Origin of the sequence: Variovorax defluvii (genome assembly GCF_039541515.1) — a bacterium.
Lineage (GTDB): Bacteria > Pseudomonadota > Gammaproteobacteria > Burkholderiales > Burkholderiaceae_C > Variovorax > Variovorax defluvii.
Map to the genome: position 1 here is coordinate 1 of NZ_BAABGJ010000009.1, position 19,086 is coordinate 19,086.

The window sequence follows — 19,086 nt, forward strand, 5'->3', positions numbered from 1 at the left end:
CATGGCACTGGACATCGTGAGCCATGGCCGGCGCGGTCCCGGCGGTGCGCTGCGCTTTGGTCCGGAGCAGATCCAGCAGATCAAGCGCACGGTCAGTCGCACGCCCGAAGTGATGGTGAAGGTCTCGGGCGGCGGGCGCGACATCGGCGGTGTCCGCGCCCACCTCAAGTACATCGGTCGGCACGGCAAGCTGCCGCTGGAGACGGACGAGGGCCTCAAGGTTCAAGGCAAGAATGCGGGGCTGGAGATTGTGCAGGACTGGCAGTTCGATCAGTGTCGCAGCCAGTACCGGCCGAAGCCCGCGGAGGGCGAGAAGGACACGCGGCCAAAACTCGCGCACAACATCGTGCTGTCGATGCCGGCCGGCACGCCGGCGGAGAAGGTGCTGGCGGCAGCGCACATCTTCGCGCGCGAGAACTTCGCACTTCAATATCGGTACGCGATGGTGCTGCACACGGATCAGGCGCACCCGCATGTGCACCTGGTGGTCAAGTGCGAACACGAATTCGAGCCGGGCAAGCGCCTGTACATCCGCAAGGACACGCTGCGCCGCTGGCGCGAGCAGTTCGCTGAACTGATGCGAGAGCAGGGCGTTGCCGCCAATGCGACGCCGCGGCAGATCCGTGGCCAGGTGCAGCGACCGCAGCGCGACCCCATCCACCATCGCCTGCGGGCGATGCGCGCGTTCGGGCTACTGGATGCCATGGTGCGCAGCCAGCGCGCCACGCCGAAGCCGTCGACCTTCATGCGCGACAAGGTGATGGCCATGGTGAAAGCGCTCCAACACGGGGACAGTTCGATCGAGCAGGGCAAACAGACCCTGAAGCGCACGCGTGATGCCGTGACCGATGACTGGCGATCCACGGCACAGACGCTGCGACGGCAGGGGCAGGCCGACTTGGCTGAGCAGGTGGAACGCTTCTCGGCCCAGATGCCGCCGGTGCAGACGGACGCGCAGCGGCTGGCTGAGCAGTGGCAGGCTCAGCAGCGTGCGCCGACGCCGGAGCGCTCCCGAGCTCGTGCGCCCGGTGGGCGAAGTCGGTAGCTCGACGCGTTGCGCCTACTGCCTTCGGCCGCTACCTGAACTCAGGGGCACAGCCCCATCTGCGCGCAGAGCTTTTCCGCAATGACATCAACGGTATCGCCCCTGAGACGCTGGACGCAGAAGCTGAATAGCAGCTCGCGCAAGCGCGTCAATCGAATCTGTAAGCGGGACGTCGAACTCGGCGCGCCGACATGCAGGCACAGCGAGCGGCAGTTCGGTACATCCCAGGACCACAGCGTTCGCACCTTGATTGGAAAGATGCTGAATGCTCTCTCTGGCCGGAGCGAACGCTCGCTCGACCTCATTGCGTTTCACTGCAGCAATTGCCGGTACGCACAATCGATGCACATCGTCATGCGAAGGCTCAATCGGCTCGTAGCCGGCAAGCCTCAAATGACGCTGATACAGACCCATTGCGATGGTCGCCGGCGTGCCAAGGATGCCGACCTTGCCCCTCGTTACCCCTTGGCGCCTGAGATCCTGAATCACAGACTCCACGATATGGAGCAGTGGTGCAGAACTCTCTGCCTGCAACTCATCAAACCACAAATGTGCCGTGTTGCAGGGAATCGCAATGCAATCTACTTGCCCAGCAACGAGCGTCTTGAGGCCTCGGATCATCGCCGGAAGCGGACTGGGGCCACCACCCATACCCGCCGTCGATCTGTCGGGAATGGCCGGGTCGTTGCAGAGCAAGACAGGGATGTGATCCTGATCAGCGCTGGCGGGAGTCAGCTGAACGATGCGCAGGGCAAACGCCGCACCCGCAAGGGGCCCCATTCCCCCAAGCACGCCGAGTCGCCGGGGTGCCTCGCTGGTGGTCAGCATCATGCCAACGGCTCGCCAGCACCGACCCTGTCAACGATAAGTCCGTAGAACTCCGGACGCCTGTGCTTGGCGAAGTTGAAGACATGCTCGCGAAAATGCTCGCCCAATGACAGGTCGGCCTTGACGCAGATGACTTCGTCTTCCTCCGAAACAGTCCGAGCTACGATTTCACCGGTTGGCGCAACGATCGCCGAACTTCCAATCATGTGGTGCCCATCCTCTGAGCCGCACTTCGCAGCGGCTGCGACCCATATGCCGTTCTGGTAGGCGTTCGCCTGCAGCGATACCAGATGCGTCGTGGTACGCAGATGTACAGGCTCGTTCCAGTAGATGTTGATGGAGGGCGTGTTGTATCCGAGCACGACCACTTCGGCGCTCTGCAAGGCCATGACGCGATAGGTCTCTGGCCAGCGGCGGTCATTGCAAAGGCACATACCGAACTTGACATCCATCGTGTCAAACACGCGGAAGCCCAGGTCTCCAACGTTGAAGAATTTCTTCTCCAAATGCTGGAATGGTGCATCTGTCTTGTGGTCGGTGTGGCCAGGCAGATGAATCTTGCGGTACTTCCCAGCTATTTTCCCGGACTTGTCGACGATGATTGCCGTGTTGTACGGAATTCCTTCCGGCGTCAACTCGGCGTATCCAACATAGAACCCTACCCCCAACTTGCGAGCCTCATCGAACAACGATTGGACCTGCGGGTTGGGCATCGTGGTCTCGAAGAATCGGCGCTGTGCCTCTTCTTCTTCCATCCAGTAGCGGGGAAAGAAAGTGGTGAGCGCGAGCTCTGGATACACCACCATCTCCGCGCCCCTGCCTTTGGCCTCCCGCATCAATTCGATCATTCGAGCGACCACTACATCTCGTGAGTCCGCAAGATGCACAGGTCCCATCTGTGCCACCGCCAAGCCCAGTGTACGTTTGGATTTCATGCTCTTGCTCCTGTGGGCAAGCGAGGAGCCGAATGGGATAAAAGGCAAATTGGCATGAGTAGTCTCCGAGAAGTGCAGGTTGGGGTGCCCCCAGAAGCGGGAGCGTTACTAAAGCGCTTATTTCGGGGCATGGCCAACCCTTTCGGCGAGATGGCCAGCCTGTCGATCGATCGTTGGTGCGTCTTCGTTGCCGGTTGGTTGAGGGCTTGCATCCGGCCACTCGGCGCGTTCACAACGGCGGCGCGGTGCCACCAAACGCCGGAACCCGCCGATCAAACTCCTGCAACCAATCCACCAGAACTGGATAAGTCGTGCGCCATTTCCCCTGAAAACGAAAATCCAGGTACCCCAGCGCCACAGCGAGTGCGATCTCGCCGATGTGAACGCCCGTCGAGCGTCGGCCGGGTATGTCGCTTGCGAATGCCAGGAGTGCCCGCTCGACCTTCTCCCGTTGGTAGTCCAGCCAGGAATCGAGGCGATGCGATTCGGGCCGAAATCGGGCTTCGTACACCTGCAGCAGAGCTGCGTCGAGGAGACCGTCGGCCAAGGCCTGATGTCGAAGCACTCGAATCCGATCCTCGGTGCGCGGGATCAGGATGCCGCGCCCATCAACCACATCGAGGTACTCAATGATGACCCTCGAGTCGAACAGCGCCTGCCCGTCGGGGAGCACCAGGGTCGGAACCTTTCCCAACGGGTTTTGCTGTCGGAGGCTGTCAGAAGCATCGCTGGTGTCCGCGGGCTCCAGCCTCACGGACTCACCCATGCCGAGAACTTCGACCGCGATGCGGATCTTGCGCCCGAATGGCGAGGCGGCCGAGGTGCGCAGCGTCAGCATGATCAGATGTTCGCCAGCAGGCCGCCGTCCACCCGGATCACCGAACCCGTCACATAGGCGGCGTTGCGGCTTGCGAGGAAGGCAACCACGTCGGCGTATTCCTGGGGATCGCCATAGCGGCCGACAGGGATGCTCGCAGTACTCTCACCGGACACCGCCTCGACCGAACGCCCTTCGCGCTTGGCCTTTTGCTCATCCAGGAAACGGATGCGAGCCGTCGCCACGCGCCCCGGCAGGACGATATTGCAAGTGATGCCGTCACGACCCACCTCGCGCGCAAGGGTCTTCGACCACCCGAGAAGCGTCATTCGCAAGGCGTTGGACAACCCCAGATTCGGGATGGGTGCAACGACACCAGACGAAGTGCTTGTGATGATGCGGCCGAACCCGCGCTCGCGCATGCCGGGAAGCACCCGATCCGTGATGGCAATCACGGACATCACCATGCTTTGAAAATGGGAAGTCCAAAGCTCGCTGCTCTGGCCGGACACGGGCGTGGGCGGCGGCCCGCCCGTGTTGTTGACCAGGATGTCAATCGGACCGAGTTCCTTTTCGATCTGCGCAATGTTGCCTTCGATGACACCCAGGTCCGCCAGATCCCATCGTAGGACGGCAGTCCGGGCGGAAGGGGCATCCTTGCCGATCTGCTCGGCGACGCTGTTTGCGGCGGCCAGGTCGACATCGGCCATCGCCACGTGCGCGCCTTCGCGAGCCAGGGTGCGCGCAATTGCACCGCCCAGCCCGCCTCCCGCACCCAGCACAAGTGCAGTTTTTCCAGAAAGTCCCAGTTCCATTAGGTGTGTCCTTGCTCTTCGTGTTGAGGCCTTGATCGCTAGATCAGCTTGCCGGGGTTCATGATGTGATTCGGGTCCAGGGACTGCTTGATCCGCAGCATCAGGTCGAACTCGACCTCGGATTTGTAGTGCCGCAGTTCGTCCCGCCGTAGCTGGCCCACGCCGTGTTCAGCGCTGATGCTTCCGTTGGCCACCGACACGATGTCATGCACGACCCGGTTGAGCTTGGCAGTCGTGGCCGCATATGCTTCGGGAGAAGAATCCAGAGGCAGCAGCACGTTGTAGTGGAGGTTCCCATCGCCCAGGTGGCCGAAATTGATGATCTGCGCACCGGGCAGCGCCTTTCGGACGGCCACGTCGGCACCACGAACAAAGGCAGGGATGGCAGAGATCGGTAGTGCGATGTCATGCTTCACCGCTTTTCCCGCGCGAACCTGGGCCTGAGAAATTCCCTCCCGGATCTTCCAGAAGGCTTGGGTCTGTCCATTCGTCTGGCTCACGACCACGTCCTGGATCATCCCTCCTTCCAGCGCGTCGCCCAAGCTGCTCTCGAGCAGATCAGCGAGCCCCTGTTCCTGGGTATCGGACAACTCAATAAGCGCGTTGAATGGATGCGAATTGGCAAGGGGCGCACGAACGTCTGCCACATGCTCCAGGATCAGATCGAGCGACTCCTCGGAAATCATTTCAAAAGCAACGAGTCGCTCGCCGCACACTTCGCGCATCTGTGCCAGCAACCGGATGAGCGCGTCGACACTCTCCGCGCCCACCCAGGCCGTAGCGCGCGCGATCGGCTTTGCATGCAACTTCAGCACGGCGGCGGTGATGACTCCGAGCGTGCCCTCTGACCCCACGAAGAGGTCGCGCAAGTCATACCCCGTGTTGTCCTTGCGCAGGGCCCGCATGCCGTTCCAGATACGGCCGTCCGGCAGGACGACTTCCAGGCCGAGCACCAGTTCCCGCGCGTTGCCATAGCGGAGGACAGCAATGCCGCCCGCGTTGGTAGCGAGATTTCCGCCGATCGTACAACTCCCTTCCGCACCAAGGCTGAGCGGGAAATAGCGGTTCGCCTCTTGTGCAGCCGCCTGGATGTTCGCCAGGATGACGCCGGATTCGGCCGTCAGCGTGTTGTTCAACGGATCCACGTTCCGGATGGCGTTCATGCGAACCATGCTGAGGATGACCTGGGCACCACTCGTGTCCGGGGTCGCCCCCCCGCTCATCCCCGTGTTCCCACCTTGAATCACGACAGGCGTATGCGTCTCATGGCAGATGCGCATCACTTCCGCGGTCTCCTGAGTGTTCGCGGGGCGCACCACAACGCTACTCAGGCCGGTCCACTTTTGAAGCCAGTCCGTTTCATAGGCCGCTTTGGCCTCTTTCTCAAGAACGAGGCCAGCAGCGCCGACCGCGGAGCGCAAGCGGTCGATCAAGTCGAGATTGTTGCTGCTCATGTGAATCACCAGCCCAGTCGGAGGCGTCCCAGCGCCATCGAAACCGCAGCCTGGGTGGGCTCGACGACCGGCAGCCCGAGCGCATCCTGCAGCCTTTCCCGGAACGGTGCCATGCCGGCGCATCCCATGACCAGCACGCTAGCGCCATGCTCCTGCTTGAGCCTTTCGCCAGCTGCGATCATGGCCTTCAGCGTAGAGGCTTGATCGGCCAGTTCCGTCACCGATCGACCGATAGCCACTTCTCCAGCAACGCGCTGGGTGATGCCCATGGCGCCCCACGTGCGCCAGTGCCGTCCGATGGATCCGTCGAGAATGGCGATCACGCCAAACCGCTGTCCGAGGGTCATGGCCGTGAGTGCAGCGGATTCGCTGATGCCGAACGACAGCACGCCCTTGATTTCGCGCAGCAGGTGTAACCCGGGATCGCTAAAGCAGGCAGTCACGAAGCCAGCTGCATCATCAAGATGCTCTTGAGCGAACTTATGAACGGCGAGCGCCGCTCGATCCACATCGAACTGGGTCTGAATGCCCGGCGGTCCGTCTGCGATCGTGACGCAAGTGATATGTGGGTCGCCCGCTCGCTGCAAAGGCGCCATAGCGGCGGCAATTCCAGCGGTGACAGTCTCGCTACTGTTCGGATTGATGACGTAAAGATGTTTTTGGGACATGGCGGTGAATGAACCTGATGGAGCGTGGCACGAGGACGCCGATGAGCTTTCAGTTTAGGAGGAGGACACCGAATCGACACTTGCCGATTCATCGGTCATGATTGACCTTTTGTTAATCCATGACCGCCGCCATGTCCTTCAATCTTCGGCAGATCGAGGTTTTTCGTGCAGTGATGATCACCGGCTCGATCCGTGGCGCAGCAGAGCTCCTGTACGTGTCCCAGCCTGCCGTGAGCCGACTGCTGTCCCATACGGAATCACGCGTCGGGTTCCCCTTGTTCAAGCGCATTCGCGGACGATTGCACGCCACGCCGGAGGCCAAGAAGTTGTTCCACGAAGTGGAGCAGGTTTACGCCGGCGTGAAACGAGTCAACGAGCTCGCCCGGGACCTGAAGGAGCACCAGGAAGGCATCTTAAACATCGTCTCGAGTCCCAGCATCGGACAGATGGTCATCCCGACGGCCATGGCGGAGTACCGCCACGCAAATCCCCAGGTGAAGCTGACGTTCCAGTACCTGGCCCACGCTCCGCTCATGGAGCGCCTGCTCAACAGACAAGCAGATCTGGCGGTGACGATCCTTCCGGTCAACCATCCCAATCTGGAAATGGAGGTCATCGGCATGGGGAGTCTGGTCTGCATCTGCCCCTATAACCATCCTCTGGCACGCAGAGCCAAGTTGACCGCAAAAGACCTTCTGCCTTACCCCTTCATCTCCTACGATCGCGATACGCCATTCGGCGCGATGGTCGCCTCCCTGTTCGACGCGAGCGGTGAACTCCTGCGCGCTGCCATCGAAGCTGGATCCCCGCAGAACGCCTGCGCGCTCGTGCATGCGGGAGCCGGAATTGCCCTGGTCGACGAATTCTCCGCGCGCAGCTGGTCGGGGTCCAAATTCCTGATCCGGCCCATGGAGGAAGCGCCTACCCTCAAGGCCACTTTGGTGCGGCTGCGCCTTGAGCCGATGTCCCAGATCGCCCAGTCCTTCGTCGAGGTACTCAAGGGGGTTGTGGACAAGGAGGGACTCGGGTTATCCCCATGAAGCGATAACAAGAAGTTAATTGTCGCGCCCAAAGTGTGAAGCGACAGCGGGAGGTACGGTCGGAATAATCGTTCGCAGCAAGAACCAACCGTCGACTCCCGACTTATGTGCTGCGAAGGCTTCCAATCTGACGTTTCCCCCTTGATGACGACATCAAGGCCACGGGGTGCCTGCCGCGTTGCTCAGGCCCGTGGGGGGCGTCGATGAGGCTGGGCATTGAAGGGCGGCACGCCCTGGTTTGCGGATCCAGCAAGGGCCTGGGCCGGGCGTGTGCCGAATCATTGGCGGCCGATGGCGTCAGCCTGACGATGGTGGCACGCGGGCGCGAAACGCTCGAACTCGCCGCCGAAGAGATCCGGCACAGCTACGGTGTCACGGTGCACACGGTGGCCGCGGACATCGTCACACCGGAAGGCCGCAAGGCCGCGCTCGCGCCGCATCCGGCGCCCGATATCCTGGTCACCAATGCAGGCGGCCCGCCCCCCGGACACTTTCGGGACTGGAGCCGCAATGACTGGCTCAGCGCGTTGGACGCCAACATGCTTGCGCCTATCGAACTCATCCGGTCGACGATCGACACGATGCTCGAACGGCGCTTCGGTCGGATCGTCAACATCACCTCGGCAACGGTCAAGGCCCCCGTCGACATCCTCGGCCTTTCCAGCGGGGCGCGTTCCGGCCTGACCGGCTTTGTCGCCGGCCTCGCACGTCAGGTCATCGCACACAACGTGACCATCAACAACCTTCTTCCTGGCCCATTCGAGACAGCCCGTCTGATGGACACGGCCCGCCAATGGGCGCACGACAGGAGCATGGACGAAGAGGAAGTGCTGGCTCGCCGCAGAGCCGCAAACCCTGCTGGCCGCTTTGGCGACCCGCGTGAGCTTGGCGACACATGCGCATTCCTTTGCAGTGCACAGGCGGGCTTCATCACCGGGCAGAACCTTCTGCTCGACGGTGGCGCCTATCCCGGAACCTTCTGATCCACGGCCTTCTACGACATGAGCACATCAAACTTTGACCTCACCATCCGAAACGGTCGCATCAGCAATGCTGATCGCACATTCCACGCCGACATCGGAATCCGGGATGGCGTGATCGTCGAGATCGCCGAAGGTCTTTCCGCAGGCAAGCAGGATGTCGATGCCAGTGGGCTGTGGGTACTTCCCGGCGGCATCGACAGCCACTGCCACATCGAACAGCTCTCCGGCATGGGCCTGATGTGTGCGGACGACTTCTATTCGGGCACCGTGTCAGCCGCATTCGGTGGCACGACCACGATCATTCCCTTCGCGGCCCAGCACCGCGCCGACAGCATCCCGGACGTAGTTGCTTCGTACAGCAAACTGGCTCGTGAGAAGGCGGTCATTGACTACGGCTTCCACTTGATCCTGGCCAATCCGGATGAGACCGCGCTGAGCAAGCACCTGCCACAGGTGATTCGCGACGGCATCACGTCGCTCAAGGTCTACATGACCTATGACAAGCTCAAGCTGGACGACTACCAACTGCTTGAGGTCATGGCGGTCGCGGGCGCGGAAGGTGCACTCGTCATGATGCACGCCGAGAACAACGACATGATCCGCTGGATCGCCCATCGCCTCCTCGAGCGCGGGCACGTTGCGCCCAAGTTCCATGCGGTTGCGCATGACCCGCTCGCCGAGTCCGAGGCGACGAACCGTGCCATTGCCTTGGCAAACCTGGTGGATGTGCCAGTCTTGATCGTCCATGTTGCTGGACGGCAGACCATCGAGGTCATCCGCAATGCGCGCCGGCTCGGCGCTGCCGTGCATGCCGAGAGTTGCCCGCAGTACCTCCTCCTGGAGGCGAGCGACAGCGATCGTCCGGGTGTGGAAGGCGCCAAGTTCTGCTGCAGCCCGCCCCCGCGGGACAAGGACTCCCAGGAAGCCGTTTGGCAAGGACTCAAGGATGGGACCCTTGGTCTGTTCTCGTCCGATCACGCGCCTTACAGATTCGATGAATCGGGAAAGCTGCCCAAGGGCGATGCGACGACCTTCAAGGAGATGGCCAACGGAGTGCCGGGTCTCGAACTGCGTCTGCCGTTGCTCTTTTCCGAGGGGGTCATGAAGGGACGGCTCACCATTGAGGAGTTCGTGGCGCTTACCTCGACCAATCACGCCCGCATGTATGGACTCGCCCATCGCAAGGGCGCTATCGCGGTTGGGTCCGACGCCGACCTCGCACTCTGGAATCCCGCGCGCCGCGTGGATGTGACCGCCGCGATGTTGCATGACCAGGTCGGCTACACCCCGTACGAGGGTCACTCGCTGCAGGGCTGGCCGGAGCAGGTCTTCAGCCGTGGCCGTTGCGTGGTCCGCGACAACAAGCTCCAAGTCGAGCGCGGCACTGGTCAATACATCCCCAGGCAACGCCCGGAGCCGCTCGCCAAACGCGCTACGCAATCTGAAGCGAAGGGTGCATTCAGCCAGCTCGTGGGCCTGAAACGCGTACCTTGATCTCGACTTTCTTTGTCCCGTTCTCAATCCACTTTCATATCTTGCACAACAGGAGTTGATCCATGAAGCTCAATATCAAACCTTCCCCTCTGCGCGCCGCCTCGATCGCCCTGGTGTGCCTCACCGCGGCGGCCTCGTTCGCACAGAATCTTCCGCCGCTGCGCACAGGCGTCGACGCGACGTTCGCCCCACATGCGATGGCCAAGCTCGGCGGGGGTTTGCAAGGATTCAACATCGACCTCGGTGAAGAAGTTGCCAAGCGCATGGGTCGGAAGATCGAGATCGACGGAGCTGAGTTCTCCGGTCTGATTCCCGGCCTCAACAGCCGCCGCTACGACCTGCTGCTCGCCCCCGTCACCGTGAACGCCGATCGAGCCAAGGTGCTTCTGTTTACCGAAGGCTATCTGGACACGAACTTCACATTCCTGGGGCTCAAAGCTACCGCCCCCATCCAGAAGCTGGAAGATCTGAAGGGCAAGACGATCGCGGTCAACAAGGGCTCCGCCTACGAGAGCTGGGCGAAGGAGAACGCGGCGAAGTACGGTTTCAATTTTGACGTCTACGGCTCCAACGCCGATGCTGTGCAGGCCGTTCAATCGTCCCGTGCCGACTACAACCTGGCGGGAAGCACCGTCGTGGCCTGGGTCGCGAAGCAGAACCCTTCCCTCAAGACCAGCTATACGGTCAAGACCGGTTTGGTCTGGGCTCTCGCCTTCCGCATCGACGACAAGGCCGGGCGCGATGCGGCCTCCAATGCGATCAAATGCATGAAGAAGGACGGCACCATTTCCAAGCTCGCCGTCAAGTGGTTCGGCTTCCAGCCTGACGCCGAGGATTCGGCAAACAAGATCGCTCCGGGAACGGGTGTTCCCGGCATGGACGGCTACGACCCGACCCCTGTCACTCCGAAGTGCGCGTGATGGCGATCCTCGAAATCTCAGGCCTGCGCAAGTCCTATGGGAGCACCGAGGTGCTGCGGGGCGTCGATCTGCAGGTGAATGCCGGGGAGCTCGTCTGCGTGATCGGACCCTCCGGGTCCGGCAAGAGCACGATGCTCCGTTGCTGCAATCTGCTCGAAGTACCGACCCAGGGGCAGATCGTCGCCAATGGTCACGAAGTGACCTCGCCCTCGGTGAACATCAACCACGTCCGGCAAGACATCGGGATGGTGTTCCAGCAGTTCAATCTCTATCCGCATCTCACCGCGCTAGAGAACGTATCCCTTGCACTGTTGAAGGTGCAGGGAAAGACGAAAGTCGACGCTGAGCAGATCGCGATGGCTGCGCTCGAACAAGTCGGCCTCGGGGCCAGGGCCAAATTCTATCCCGCACAACTCTCAGGTGGTCAGCAACAGCGCGTCGGTATCGCACGTGCCGTAGCGCTCAAGCCTCATGTGATCTTGTTCGATGAACCAACCAGCGCGCTTGACCCCGAGCTCGTGGAGGATGTTCTGAACGTTATGCGGGACCTGCGCAAGCGCGGCATGACGATGCTCGTTGTGACGCACGAGATGGCGTTCGCGCACGCGGCTGCTGATCGAGTCGTCTTCATGGATGGTGGTGTGGTCGTCGAGCAAGGGACTGCGGCGGAGGTTTTTGAAGCTCCTCGGGAAGCACGCACAAAGAGCTTCTTGGCACGCTATGGAAGTGGGCGATCATGACTGGCGATAGCGGCTTCTTTTTCACATTCTTCAACCTTGCAGTTGCGAAGCAGTATTGGCCCAGCATTGCTACGGGCATGCTCGTGACAGTGGGGGTCGGCATCGCCGTCGTCATCACCGGCACGATTCTCGGCCTCGCACTGGCCGTGCTCCGATCGCTCGGAATGCGCGCATTGGCGTTGCCCATCGTGGCCTTCGCCGACGTCATGCGATCGCTACCTCCGCTGGTCGTGATGATCGTCTTGTACTTCGGCTTGCCAGCGCTGGGCTTGCCCATGTCAGCGTTCGCGGTGACCTGGGTCGCACTTTCACTTGTGCTCGCAGCATATGCAGAGGAAAGCATCTGGGCCGGCATCCTCGCCGTGCCTCCGGGACAACTGGAGGCAGCACGCTCTACCGGCATGAAGTGGTGGCAAGGGATGCGCTGGGTGGTGCTTCCGCAGGCCATCCGCAGAGCGGTGCCGCCGCTGACGAACCGGGTCATCGCCACCACCAAGAACACGGCCCTTGGCTCTGTCGTTGCCCTCAACGAGATTCTGAACAACGCGCAGGGGGCGACAAGCCACGCAGGAAATCCGACGCCTCTGGTGATGGCATCGATCGCTTACCTGATCGTGTTCTTGCCGCTGGTCATCGGATCCAGAAGCGTCGAGCAGCGCTGGAAGCGGGCGTAATCAAATGCAGAGCTTTATCCAAAACTTCCTCAACCTCGAGATCTACGCTTCCGTCCTGCCGTACCTGCTGCAGGGCCTGTGGACGACGGTCTGGCTGTCGGCGATCGTCATACCGCTGGGCGCGGCAGCTGGACTGGCGCTTGCCCTCGGCGTGACGCAATCGAGTAGTCGGTTGATCCGGTACGCGATCGTCACCTGGGTGGACTTCTTCAGGGCGTTTCCACCGCTGGTGCTACTGATCCTGATCTATTTCGGGGGACCATTTCTCGGCATTGAACTCAACAAGGTTGGCGCCGTGGTGCTCGCCTTCGTGCTGAACAACTCGAGCTATTTCGCCGAGGTGTTTCGTGCGGGCCTTGAAGGCGTCGACAAGGGACAGATGCAAGCAGCGCGTTCCACAGGTCTCACGAGAGCGCAGGGCCTGCGCTACGTCGTGGTTCCACAGGCAGTCAAGAACGTACTTCCCGACCTGGTCAGCAACGCCATTGAGATCGTCAAGCTCACAAGCATCGCCAGCGTGGTCGCCATTCCTGAGCTTCTTCGCGCAGCACGGGATGCGCAATCTCTCGTGTTCAACCCTTCGCCAGTGATGCTCGCCGCAATGATCTATCTGGCGCTTCTGTGGCCATTGACACGATGGCTCGGACGGCTGGAACACCGCCGTGCGCGCACCTGAGAGCACCAAGGCGACGCACATTCACTCAATCAACTTCTCGTCCAAAGGAACCACATGACCAAAGCAAAGCTCGGCGAAGACGCCAAAGGTGTTTACATCATCGCCGCCACCCCATTTACCGAACAAGGCGAGTTGGATCTCACCAGCACCGACAGCTTGACGGACTTCTACCTGGAGAAGGGCGTCACGGGCCTGACCATTCTCGGCATGATGGGTGAAGCCCACAAGCTCACTGAAGAAGAGACGCTCAAAGTGATGGAGCGGGTGCTGGCGCGCGCCGGATCCACGCCAGTCGTCGTGGGCGTGAGCCACGCGGCGAACCACCACGTCGAGCGGTTGTCCAAGACCGCCATGGAGAAGGGAGCCGCCGGCGTGATGCTGGCCCCGGCTGCCAATCTCAAGACTGACGATCAAGTCTTCAACTACTATGCGGCCGCCGCCAAGTTGCTGGGACCGAACGTGCCGATCTGCTTGCAGGACTTCCCGCAAGCCACCGGGGTCTTCATGTCCGTCGCTGTCATCAACCGACTAATCGACGAATTCCCACAGGTGGTCATGCTCAAGCACGAGGAAATGCCTGGCATGCGCAAGCTCACTGAGGTACGCGAGCGGGCCGCGGCGGCCGGCAAGCGCCGCATCAGCATCCTCGTCGGCAATGGTGGCCTCTTCCTTCCGCAGGAGATGCTACGCGGCGCCGATGGTGCGATGACCGGATTTGCCTACCCGGAGATGCTCGTCCAAGTCTGCAAGCTCTTCGATCAGGGCCGCACCGAGGAGGCCGAGGATCTGTTCAACATCTACCTTCCGCTGCTGCGCCACGAGTTCCAATACGGCCTTGGCCTTGCATTGCGAAAGGAAACGTTGAAGCGGCGGGGCGCAATCAAGTCCGCTTTCGTCCGCAAGCCAGGGCCCGCGCTCAACAATGCGGATCAGGAGGAGTTGGGCCGTCTGATCGCCCGACAAGAGCGTCGGCTCTCTGGGGTCGCCTGATCGCTGCGCGGTGGAGGGCACCAGCCTCCACCGCGCCAATCTGTTCGCAATTCCATTCCTTTGCGAACGCATTTTCCGTCAGCGTTCGCGAAGGGGATCCATGAGCCAGTTCTTGAACGCCCGTAAAGCCCTGCAGCGGATCCTGTGTCTTGACGACTTCGAGAAGGCTGCCGCCAGGCATCTCCCTGGGCCATTGTTTGGCTACGTGGCTGGGGCTGCCGAATGCAACGTCTCGCTCCGCGGCAACCGGGAGGCCTTCGATCGCTATCGCTTTGTCACGCGGACGCTGGTCGACATCTCTCACCGCAGCACGGTGCAGCCCCTCTTCGGACATGACTATGACGCCCCCTTTGGCATCGCGCCACTGGGGATCTCGGCGCTCACGGCATACCGCGGCGATCTCGCGCTCGCGCGAGCAGCCGGCGCTGCGAATATTCCGATGATCATGAGCGGCTCCTCGCTCATTCGTCTCGAGGAGGTTGCTGCAGCCAATCCGCTGGCCTGGTTCCAGGCTTATCTGCCAGGAGACGAGCGAGACATCGCTGCACTGATCGCACGTGTGGCAGATGCCGAGTTCCAGACCCTGGTCGTGACGGTCGACACGCCCGTCTTCGCAAACCGCGAGAACAATGTTCGCACCGGATTCTCCACCCCCCTTCGACCAAGCCTTCGACTGGCTTGGGAAGGGGTGATGCATCCCCGATGGACCGTCGGAACACTCGTCCGGACCCTATTGCGCTACGGTGTCCCGCATTTCGAGAACAGCTACGCGACACGGGGTGCGCCCATCATCTCGAGGCACGTCGAGCGCGACTTCGCCTCGCGCGGCCACCTCAACTGGAGTCATCTCGCAAATATTCGGCGCCAATGGAGCGGTAGGCTGGTCGTCAAAGGCATCCTGAGCCCAGACGACGCGAAGATTGCCTGCGACCACGGTGTGGACGGGGTAATTGTTTCCAACCACGGAGGCCGTCAGCTCGACGGCGCCGTGGCTCCGTTGCGGGTGCTTCCTGCAATCATCGACGCCTGCGGCGAAGTTCCCGTGATGCTCGACGGCGGCGTACGACGAGGTCGAGACGTACTGATTGCCCTGGCCTTGGGCGCTCGCTTTGTGTTTATCGGGCGCCCATTCGCATACGCCGCTGCCGTTGCCGCGCAAGCCGGCGTCGCGCATGCGATCAGCCTGATGAGCGCGGAGGTCTCCAGGAACATGGGGATGCTCGGTGTCAATGACCTGCGGGAAATCGAGGCGGCCCGGCATCTGATGCTGGACCACTGAGCGCGCGATCCGGGATTATCACCATGGAAATAGACATTCAAGGCTTGAGTGCTGGTAACAGATACAAGCTCATGGCCAGCCTCATTACTCCCCGGCCCATAGCGCTGATAACGACCGTCTCGGAGAACGGCATCACGAACGCTGCGCCGTTCAGCCTCTTCAACATGGTCGGCGAGGATCCGCCGCTTGTTCTCGTGAGCATCAATCCCCATCCTGACGGACGACGGAAAGACACCGCTGCGAACATCCGACGCACGCGCGAATTTGTCGTCCACATGAGCGACGAGCATATGGCGCAGAAGATGCAGCGATGCAGCGATGTGTTGCCGAAGCATCTGAGCGAGCTGGAGCACACCGGTCTGACAGCAACGCCTTCTCGAATGGTCAGTCCTGGTCGGATTGCCGAGGCTCCGGTCGCGTTCGAATGCAGTCTCTATCACGTCCTCGAAACACCCAGCCGCGAGATCTTCATCGGGCAGGTGATGTGGCTTCACGTGCGCGAGGGCCTGATTGACAGCAGGAACTGGCGTGTCGATCTTGATGCCTATTCACCCATCGGGCGCTTAGGAGGATGGGCATATACAGGGTGTCGAGATCGCTTTGAAATGAAGTAGCTACATCTGATGTAGGTCGCATTGTTGATTTCCATCCAGAAGTGAACCGGTAGCCAAGCGCGGCGACTTGCTCGAGGCCACGCCCGAGAGCTTCGATCGACTCATGCGCGTCAATCTGCGCGGCCCATTCTTCCTCACGCAGAAGGTGGCTCGTCGCTTCGTCGAACGCGGTGAGCACAACAAGTATCGATGCATCATCAACATCTCATCTGCGAACGCATATGCCGCATCGCCCAACCGGGGCGAGTACTGCCTGTCGAAGGCGGCGACCAGAACATCGCAGCACTGGCGAGCGGTGGCCTGTACCGCACTGACCATCACCTGGCGTTTGCACAAGGCCAGTCCCAGGCCGGGCGCGATCCCGCAGGAGGTCGTCGCGGCCCACGTCCGAAGACTGGAGGCCCGGCGCCGGGCTGGTATCGTGGAGCGCGTGGCCGAAGGATTGTGGAAGGTGCCGGACGACTTGCCCGCACGTTGCGGCCGTTGCGACGCACAGCGCTTGGGTGGCGTTGCCGTGGAGTTGAATCGCATCTGCCCATCGAGCGGCAGGACGGTGCGATCGGCGCGACTTGGCTGGATCAGCAGTTGATTGGTGGGGGAGGGGACTTGGTGATCTGGGCTTTGTCAGCGAGGTCAAGGACGCGCTGCAGAAGCGGGTCGACTTCCCGGCCGGACGCGGGCTGGCCGAGCGACGCGGCAAGCGCGTGATCCTCGCGCGCAATCTGCTGGGCACGCTGCGCGGTCGTGAGCTGGTGCAGGCCGCTAAGGGACATTGCCGCCGAAACCGGCCTGAAGCATCAGCTAGTGGCCGACGGGCAGCGCGTGGCTGGCGTCTATCAGCGCAGGGTCATGCTGGCGAGCGGGCGCTACGCGATGCTTGACGACGGGATGGGATTCAGCCTTGTCCCGTGGCGCTCTGTCGTTGAGAGCCGTCTGGGGATGCAAGTATCTGCTGTTGTGCGGGGGCTCCGCCGTGGGCTGGGAGTTGACCCCGGATCGTGGTGTTTCCCGCTGATGCAATGCCGCGGATCTCGAGGGCAACGGACGGGGGCGGGCGCTGTCAGTAGTAGCTGGATAGCTTGTCGATGATGGATTGGCGGATGTTGTCGATGTGACGCTTGGTCTCATTCGACGCGGCCTCCGAGTCGCCCCTGGTGAGCGCGTCGATCATAGCCATGTGCTCTTCGCACACCGGGACCATGCGCTTTTCCATCCGCTTGAGGGAGAACATGCGTGTCTTGCGGCGGAGGTCTCCGATCATGCTCACAAGCATCTCGTTGCCACAGTACTCGGCGATAAGTCCGTGCAGTTCGGCGTCAAGTTGCTGATGGAGCGGATTGGCAGGCTCGTCCGAATTCATGAGGCGTTCAATACGCTGCCGCAGGTCGGCGAGCTTCTCTTGGGGAATCTTGCCGGCTGCCCGGGCCGCCGCGTCGGCTTCGAGCATGCGGCGGATGTAGAGCGTCTCCATCAACTCCTGCATCGTCACGGCGCGCACGTACAGGCGGTTGTTGTGTCTGCGCTCGAGCACCCTCTCGCCTTCTAGGCGGTGCATGGCCTCGCGCAGCGGGGTTCGCGAAACGCCCAGTCGCAGCGCAAGCGCTCGCTCTTGAATCTGTTCGCCCTCCTTCAGTTCGCGCGAAAAGATCAGATCGAGCAACCCGTCGTACGCCTGACTGCCCTTGCCGGTCGAGGCCTCAGGGGCGATTTGGTCCTCGGGGCGTTGCACGTCGGTCAATTCCATACCTCGATTCTGCCCCATACCGGACTCGGACATGTTGGCATACAAGTTGCTGCGTAGGTGGTATACCGGATGGTACGTGTTCGGTACACGGATCACAATGGTGCGTCTCCACAACAAACGCGGGTTTTAAATGTCTTCTGTTGCTCTCGATGTGCGCCTCTCCGACCGGGTGGCGAACGCGCGTCCGTCGGCTACCGGCGCTGTCGGAGAAATGGCTCGGCGTCTCATTAGCCAGGGCCGCTCGGTGATCAGCCTCAGTGAAGGGGAGCTGGATTTCGACACGCCGGCTCATATTCAGCACGCCGCCATCAAGGGAATCGTCGAAGGGCAGACGCGCTACACCAGCGTCGGCGGCACGCCGGCGCTGAAGCAGGCGGTGATCACAAAGTTCAGGCAGGACAACGAGCTGGACTACGCGCCGGAGGAGGTGATCGCTGCCACTGGCGCCAAGCAGATCCTGTTCAACGCGCTCCTGGCGACCGTCAATGCTGGCGACGAAGCTATCGTCGTCGCCCCGTTCTGGGTTTCATACACCGAAATGGTGCGTATCGCAGGCGGAGAACCGATCGTGGTCACGCCAAGCGAGCGAGACGATTTCAAGCTGACTCCCGAGGCGCTCGCCGCCCACATCACGCCTCGCACACGTTGGCTGATGCTCAATACCCCCTGCAATCCCTCGGGCGCGATGTACTCGCGCGCTGAGCTGCGCGCTCTTGCGGATGTGGTTCGGGCCCATCCGCGGCTCCTGGTCCTGTCTGACGACATCTACGAAAAGATCGTCTTCGAAGGCGAATTCTGTTCCTTCGCCCAAGCCGCCCCGGACATGCGTGATCGGACGCTGACGGTGAACGGCGTCTCCAAGAGCTATGCCATGACCGGCTGGCGGTTGGGCTATGCCGGTGGACCGAACTGGTTGATCAAGGCCATGGAACTCCTTCAATCCCAAAGCACCAGCAACCCTAGCTCGGTGAGCCAGGTCGCGGCTGTAGCCGCGCTGAATGGGCCGCAGGGCTTCCTCGACGACTGGCGCGATCGGCTGCGTGCTCGCCGCGACATGGCGATGACCATCCTGCAGCCCGCTGCGCCCATGCTGACGGTCTCGCGCCCGCCGGCCGCCTTCTACCTCTATGTTTGCTGCGCTGGGGCAATCGGCTGCAAGACGCCGAAGGATGATTTCATCGGGAGCGACGCGGACCTGGCGCGCTATCTGTTGGAGGAGGGCGGGGTCGCTGTGGTGCCCGGAGCTGCCTTCGGTCTGGAACCCTACATTCGCCTGACCTTCGCCCTGTCGGATGAGCGGCTGAAACTGGCCTGCGAGCGGATCGTTGCCGCGTGCGCTCAACTCAAGCGGGATTAAGGGACGATCATGC

Annotated in this window: 19 protein-coding genes and 2 pseudogenes; 14 read left to right on the forward strand and 7 right to left on the reverse strand. The window is 61.7% G+C overall.

Annotated elements, in window-relative coordinates:
- The first annotated feature begins 1 nt into the window (after nucleotide 1).
- Nucleotides 2–1,045: a relaxase/mobilization nuclease domain-containing protein gene (locus tag ABEA07_RS05045; protein ID WP_345536302.1), complete on the forward strand. Its 1,044-nt coding sequence runs from the start codon at nucleotides 2–4 to the stop codon at nucleotides 1,043–1,045.
- Between the two features lie 87 nt (nucleotides 1,046–1,132).
- On the opposite strand, the gene cuyB is transcribed toward ABEA07_RS05045, so the two are convergent.
- The 6 genes from cuyB to ABEA07_RS05075 all read right to left on the reverse strand — a co-directional run bounded on the left by cuyB (nucleotide 1,133) and on the right by ABEA07_RS05075 (nucleotide 6,562).
- Nucleotides 1,133–1,876 (reverse strand): cysteate racemase, encoded by a 744-nt coding sequence (gene cuyB, locus ABEA07_RS05050; protein WP_345536303.1) that lies wholly within the window; start codon nucleotides 1,874–1,876, stop codon nucleotides 1,133–1,135.
- Nucleotides 1,873–2,808 (reverse strand): N-carbamoyl-D-amino-acid hydrolase, encoded by a 936-nt coding sequence (locus ABEA07_RS05055; RefSeq protein WP_345536305.1) that lies wholly within the window; start codon nucleotides 2,806–2,808, stop codon nucleotides 1,873–1,875. Before ABEA07_RS05055 ends, cuyB begins: the two co-directional genes overlap by 4 nt.
- 229 nt (nucleotides 2,809–3,037) lie before the next feature.
- Complete coding sequence (locus ABEA07_RS05060; protein ID WP_345536306.1) at nucleotides 3,038–3,646, reverse strand: glutathione S-transferase family protein; 609 nt, start codon at nucleotides 3,644–3,646, stop codon at nucleotides 3,038–3,040.
- Nucleotides 3,647–3,648: 2 nt separating this feature from the next.
- Nucleotides 3,649–4,440 (reverse strand): SDR family oxidoreductase, encoded by a 792-nt coding sequence (locus ABEA07_RS05065; protein WP_345536307.1) that lies wholly within the window; start codon nucleotides 4,438–4,440, stop codon nucleotides 3,649–3,651.
- A gap of 38 nt (nucleotides 4,441–4,478) precedes the next feature.
- Nucleotides 4,479–5,894: an FAD-binding oxidoreductase gene (locus tag ABEA07_RS05070; RefSeq protein WP_345536308.1), complete on the reverse strand. Its 1,416-nt coding sequence runs from the start codon at nucleotides 5,892–5,894 to the stop codon at nucleotides 4,479–4,481.
- 5 nt (nucleotides 5,895–5,899) lie between these two features.
- Nucleotides 5,900–6,562 (reverse strand): aspartate/glutamate racemase family protein, encoded by a 663-nt coding sequence (locus tag ABEA07_RS05075; RefSeq protein ID WP_345536309.1) that lies wholly within the window; start codon nucleotides 6,560–6,562, stop codon nucleotides 5,900–5,902.
- Between the two features lie 131 nt (nucleotides 6,563–6,693).
- Here ABEA07_RS05075 and ABEA07_RS05080 point away from each other — a divergent pair, with 131 nt between their 5' ends.
- The 12 genes and pseudogenes from ABEA07_RS05080 to ABEA07_RS05135 form a co-directional block, all read left to right on the forward strand.
- Entirely contained in the window at nucleotides 6,694–7,602 is a 909-nt protein-coding gene (locus ABEA07_RS05080; protein ID WP_345536580.1) for a LysR family transcriptional regulator, read from the forward strand.
- Between the two features lie 203 nt (nucleotides 7,603–7,805).
- On the forward strand, nucleotides 7,806–8,585 hold the full coding sequence (locus ABEA07_RS05085) for an SDR family oxidoreductase (protein ID WP_345536310.1): 780 nt from the start codon (nucleotides 7,806–7,808) through the stop codon (nucleotides 8,583–8,585).
- A gap of 18 nt (nucleotides 8,586–8,603) precedes the next feature.
- Complete coding sequence (hydA, locus tag ABEA07_RS05090) at nucleotides 8,604–10,079, forward strand: dihydropyrimidinase (RefSeq protein ID WP_345536311.1); 1,476 nt, start codon at nucleotides 8,604–8,606, stop codon at nucleotides 10,077–10,079.
- A 62-nt stretch (nucleotides 10,080–10,141) separates the two neighbouring features.
- On the forward strand, nucleotides 10,142–10,999 hold the full coding sequence (locus ABEA07_RS05095; RefSeq protein WP_345536312.1) for a transporter substrate-binding domain-containing protein: 858 nt from the start codon (nucleotides 10,142–10,144) through the stop codon (nucleotides 10,997–10,999).
- The gene (locus ABEA07_RS05100; protein WP_345536313.1) at nucleotides 10,999–11,739 is read left to right on the forward strand and encodes an amino acid ABC transporter ATP-binding protein; all 741 of its coding nucleotides are present in this window, start codon (nucleotides 10,999–11,001) and stop codon (nucleotides 11,737–11,739) included. The genes ABEA07_RS05095 and ABEA07_RS05100 overlap by 1 nt, the downstream gene beginning before the upstream one ends.
- Nucleotides 11,736–12,413, forward strand: coding sequence for an amino acid ABC transporter permease (locus tag ABEA07_RS05105; RefSeq protein WP_345536314.1), 678 nt, complete (start codon nucleotides 11,736–11,738; stop codon nucleotides 12,411–12,413). The genes ABEA07_RS05100 and ABEA07_RS05105 overlap by 4 nt, the downstream gene beginning before the upstream one ends.
- 4 nt (nucleotides 12,414–12,417) lie before the next feature.
- The gene (locus ABEA07_RS05110; protein ID WP_345536315.1) at nucleotides 12,418–13,089 is read left to right on the forward strand and encodes an amino acid ABC transporter permease; all 672 of its coding nucleotides are present in this window, start codon (nucleotides 12,418–12,420) and stop codon (nucleotides 13,087–13,089) included.
- Nucleotides 13,090–13,143: 54 nt separating this feature from the next.
- Nucleotides 13,144–14,079: a dihydrodipicolinate synthase family protein gene (locus ABEA07_RS05115; protein WP_345536317.1), complete on the forward strand. Its 936-nt coding sequence runs from the start codon at nucleotides 13,144–13,146 to the stop codon at nucleotides 14,077–14,079.
- Nucleotides 14,080–14,179: 100 nt separating this feature from the next.
- Nucleotides 14,180–15,358 carry an alpha-hydroxy acid oxidase gene (locus ABEA07_RS05120; protein ID WP_345536318.1) on the forward strand — a complete coding sequence of 393 codons (1,179 nt, stop codon included), beginning with the start codon at nucleotides 14,180–14,182 and terminating at the stop codon, nucleotides 15,356–15,358.
- 23 nt (nucleotides 15,359–15,381) lie between these two features.
- The gene (locus ABEA07_RS05125) at nucleotides 15,382–15,972 is read left to right on the forward strand and encodes a flavin reductase family protein (RefSeq protein WP_345536320.1); all 591 of its coding nucleotides are present in this window, start codon (nucleotides 15,382–15,384) and stop codon (nucleotides 15,970–15,972) included.
- Nucleotides 15,973–16,075: 103 nt separating this feature from the next.
- Nucleotides 16,076–16,216, forward strand: a pseudogene (locus ABEA07_RS05130) (3-ketoacyl-ACP reductase); the annotation flags it as partial.
- An 11-nt stretch (nucleotides 16,217–16,227) separates the two neighbouring features.
- A pseudogene (locus ABEA07_RS05135) lies at nucleotides 16,228–16,987 on the forward strand (DUF3363 domain-containing protein); the annotation flags it as partial.
- Nucleotides 16,988–17,032: 45 nt separating this feature from the next.
- Here the strand turns inward: ABEA07_RS05135 and ABEA07_RS05140 are convergent.
- Nucleotides 17,033–17,716, reverse strand: a complete 684-nt coding sequence (locus ABEA07_RS05140; protein ID WP_345536322.1) for a GntR family transcriptional regulator — start codon at nucleotides 17,714–17,716, stop codon at nucleotides 17,033–17,035.
- A 130-nt stretch (nucleotides 17,717–17,846) separates the two neighbouring features.
- Here ABEA07_RS05140 and ABEA07_RS05145 point away from each other — a divergent pair, with 130 nt between their 5' ends.
- The gene (locus ABEA07_RS05145; RefSeq protein ID WP_345536323.1) at nucleotides 17,847–19,073 is read left to right on the forward strand and encodes a pyridoxal phosphate-dependent aminotransferase; all 1,227 of its coding nucleotides are present in this window, start codon (nucleotides 17,847–17,849) and stop codon (nucleotides 19,071–19,073) included.
- Nucleotides 19,074–19,086 lie beyond the last annotated feature (13 nt).

Bases quoted from the DNA above. Each gene is read 5' to 3' on its own strand.
- ABEA07_RS05045 (WP_345536302.1), top strand. From the start codon at position 2: ATGGCACTGGACATCGTGAGCCATGGCCGGCGCGGTCCCGGCGGTGCG.
- cuyB (WP_345536303.1), bottom strand. From the start codon at position 1,876: ATGATGCTGACCACCAGCGAGGCACCCCGGCGACTCGGCGTGCTTGGG.
- ABEA07_RS05055 (WP_345536305.1), bottom strand. From the start codon at position 2,808: ATGAAATCCAAACGTACACTGGGCTTGGCGGTGGCACAGATGGGACCT.
- ABEA07_RS05060 (WP_345536306.1), bottom strand. From the start codon at position 3,646: ATGCTGACGCTGCGCACCTCGGCCGCCTCGCCATTCGGGCGCAAGATC.
- ABEA07_RS05065 (WP_345536307.1), bottom strand. From the start codon at position 4,440: ATGGAACTGGGACTTTCTGGAAAAACTGCACTTGTGCTGGGTGCGGGA.
- ABEA07_RS05070 (WP_345536308.1), bottom strand. From the start codon at position 5,894: ATGAGCAGCAACAATCTCGACTTGATCGACCGCTTGCGCTCCGCGGTC.
- ABEA07_RS05075 (WP_345536309.1), bottom strand. From the start codon at position 6,562: ATGTCCCAAAAACATCTTTACGTCATCAATCCGAACAGTAGCGAGACT.
- ABEA07_RS05080 (WP_345536580.1), top strand. From the start codon at position 6,694: ATGTCCTTCAATCTTCGGCAGATCGAGGTTTTTCGTGCAGTGATGATC.
- ABEA07_RS05085 (WP_345536310.1), top strand. From the start codon at position 7,806: ATGAGGCTGGGCATTGAAGGGCGGCACGCCCTGGTTTGCGGATCCAGC.
- hydA (WP_345536311.1), top strand. From the start codon at position 8,604: ATGAGCACATCAAACTTTGACCTCACCATCCGAAACGGTCGCATCAGC.
- ABEA07_RS05095 (WP_345536312.1), top strand. From the start codon at position 10,142: ATGAAGCTCAATATCAAACCTTCCCCTCTGCGCGCCGCCTCGATCGCC.
- ABEA07_RS05100 (WP_345536313.1), top strand. From the start codon at position 10,999: ATGGCGATCCTCGAAATCTCAGGCCTGCGCAAGTCCTATGGGAGCACC.
- ABEA07_RS05105 (WP_345536314.1), top strand. From the start codon at position 11,736: ATGACTGGCGATAGCGGCTTCTTTTTCACATTCTTCAACCTTGCAGTT.
- ABEA07_RS05110 (WP_345536315.1), top strand. From the start codon at position 12,418: ATGCAGAGCTTTATCCAAAACTTCCTCAACCTCGAGATCTACGCTTCC.
- ABEA07_RS05115 (WP_345536317.1), top strand. From the start codon at position 13,144: ATGACCAAAGCAAAGCTCGGCGAAGACGCCAAAGGTGTTTACATCATC.
- ABEA07_RS05120 (WP_345536318.1), top strand. From the start codon at position 14,180: ATGAGCCAGTTCTTGAACGCCCGTAAAGCCCTGCAGCGGATCCTGTGT.
- ABEA07_RS05125 (WP_345536320.1), top strand. From the start codon at position 15,382: ATGGAAATAGACATTCAAGGCTTGAGTGCTGGTAACAGATACAAGCTC.
- ABEA07_RS05140 (WP_345536322.1), bottom strand. From the start codon at position 17,716: ATGGAATTGACCGACGTGCAACGCCCCGAGGACCAAATCGCCCCTGAG.
- ABEA07_RS05145 (WP_345536323.1), top strand. From the start codon at position 17,847: ATGTCTTCTGTTGCTCTCGATGTGCGCCTCTCCGACCGGGTGGCGAAC.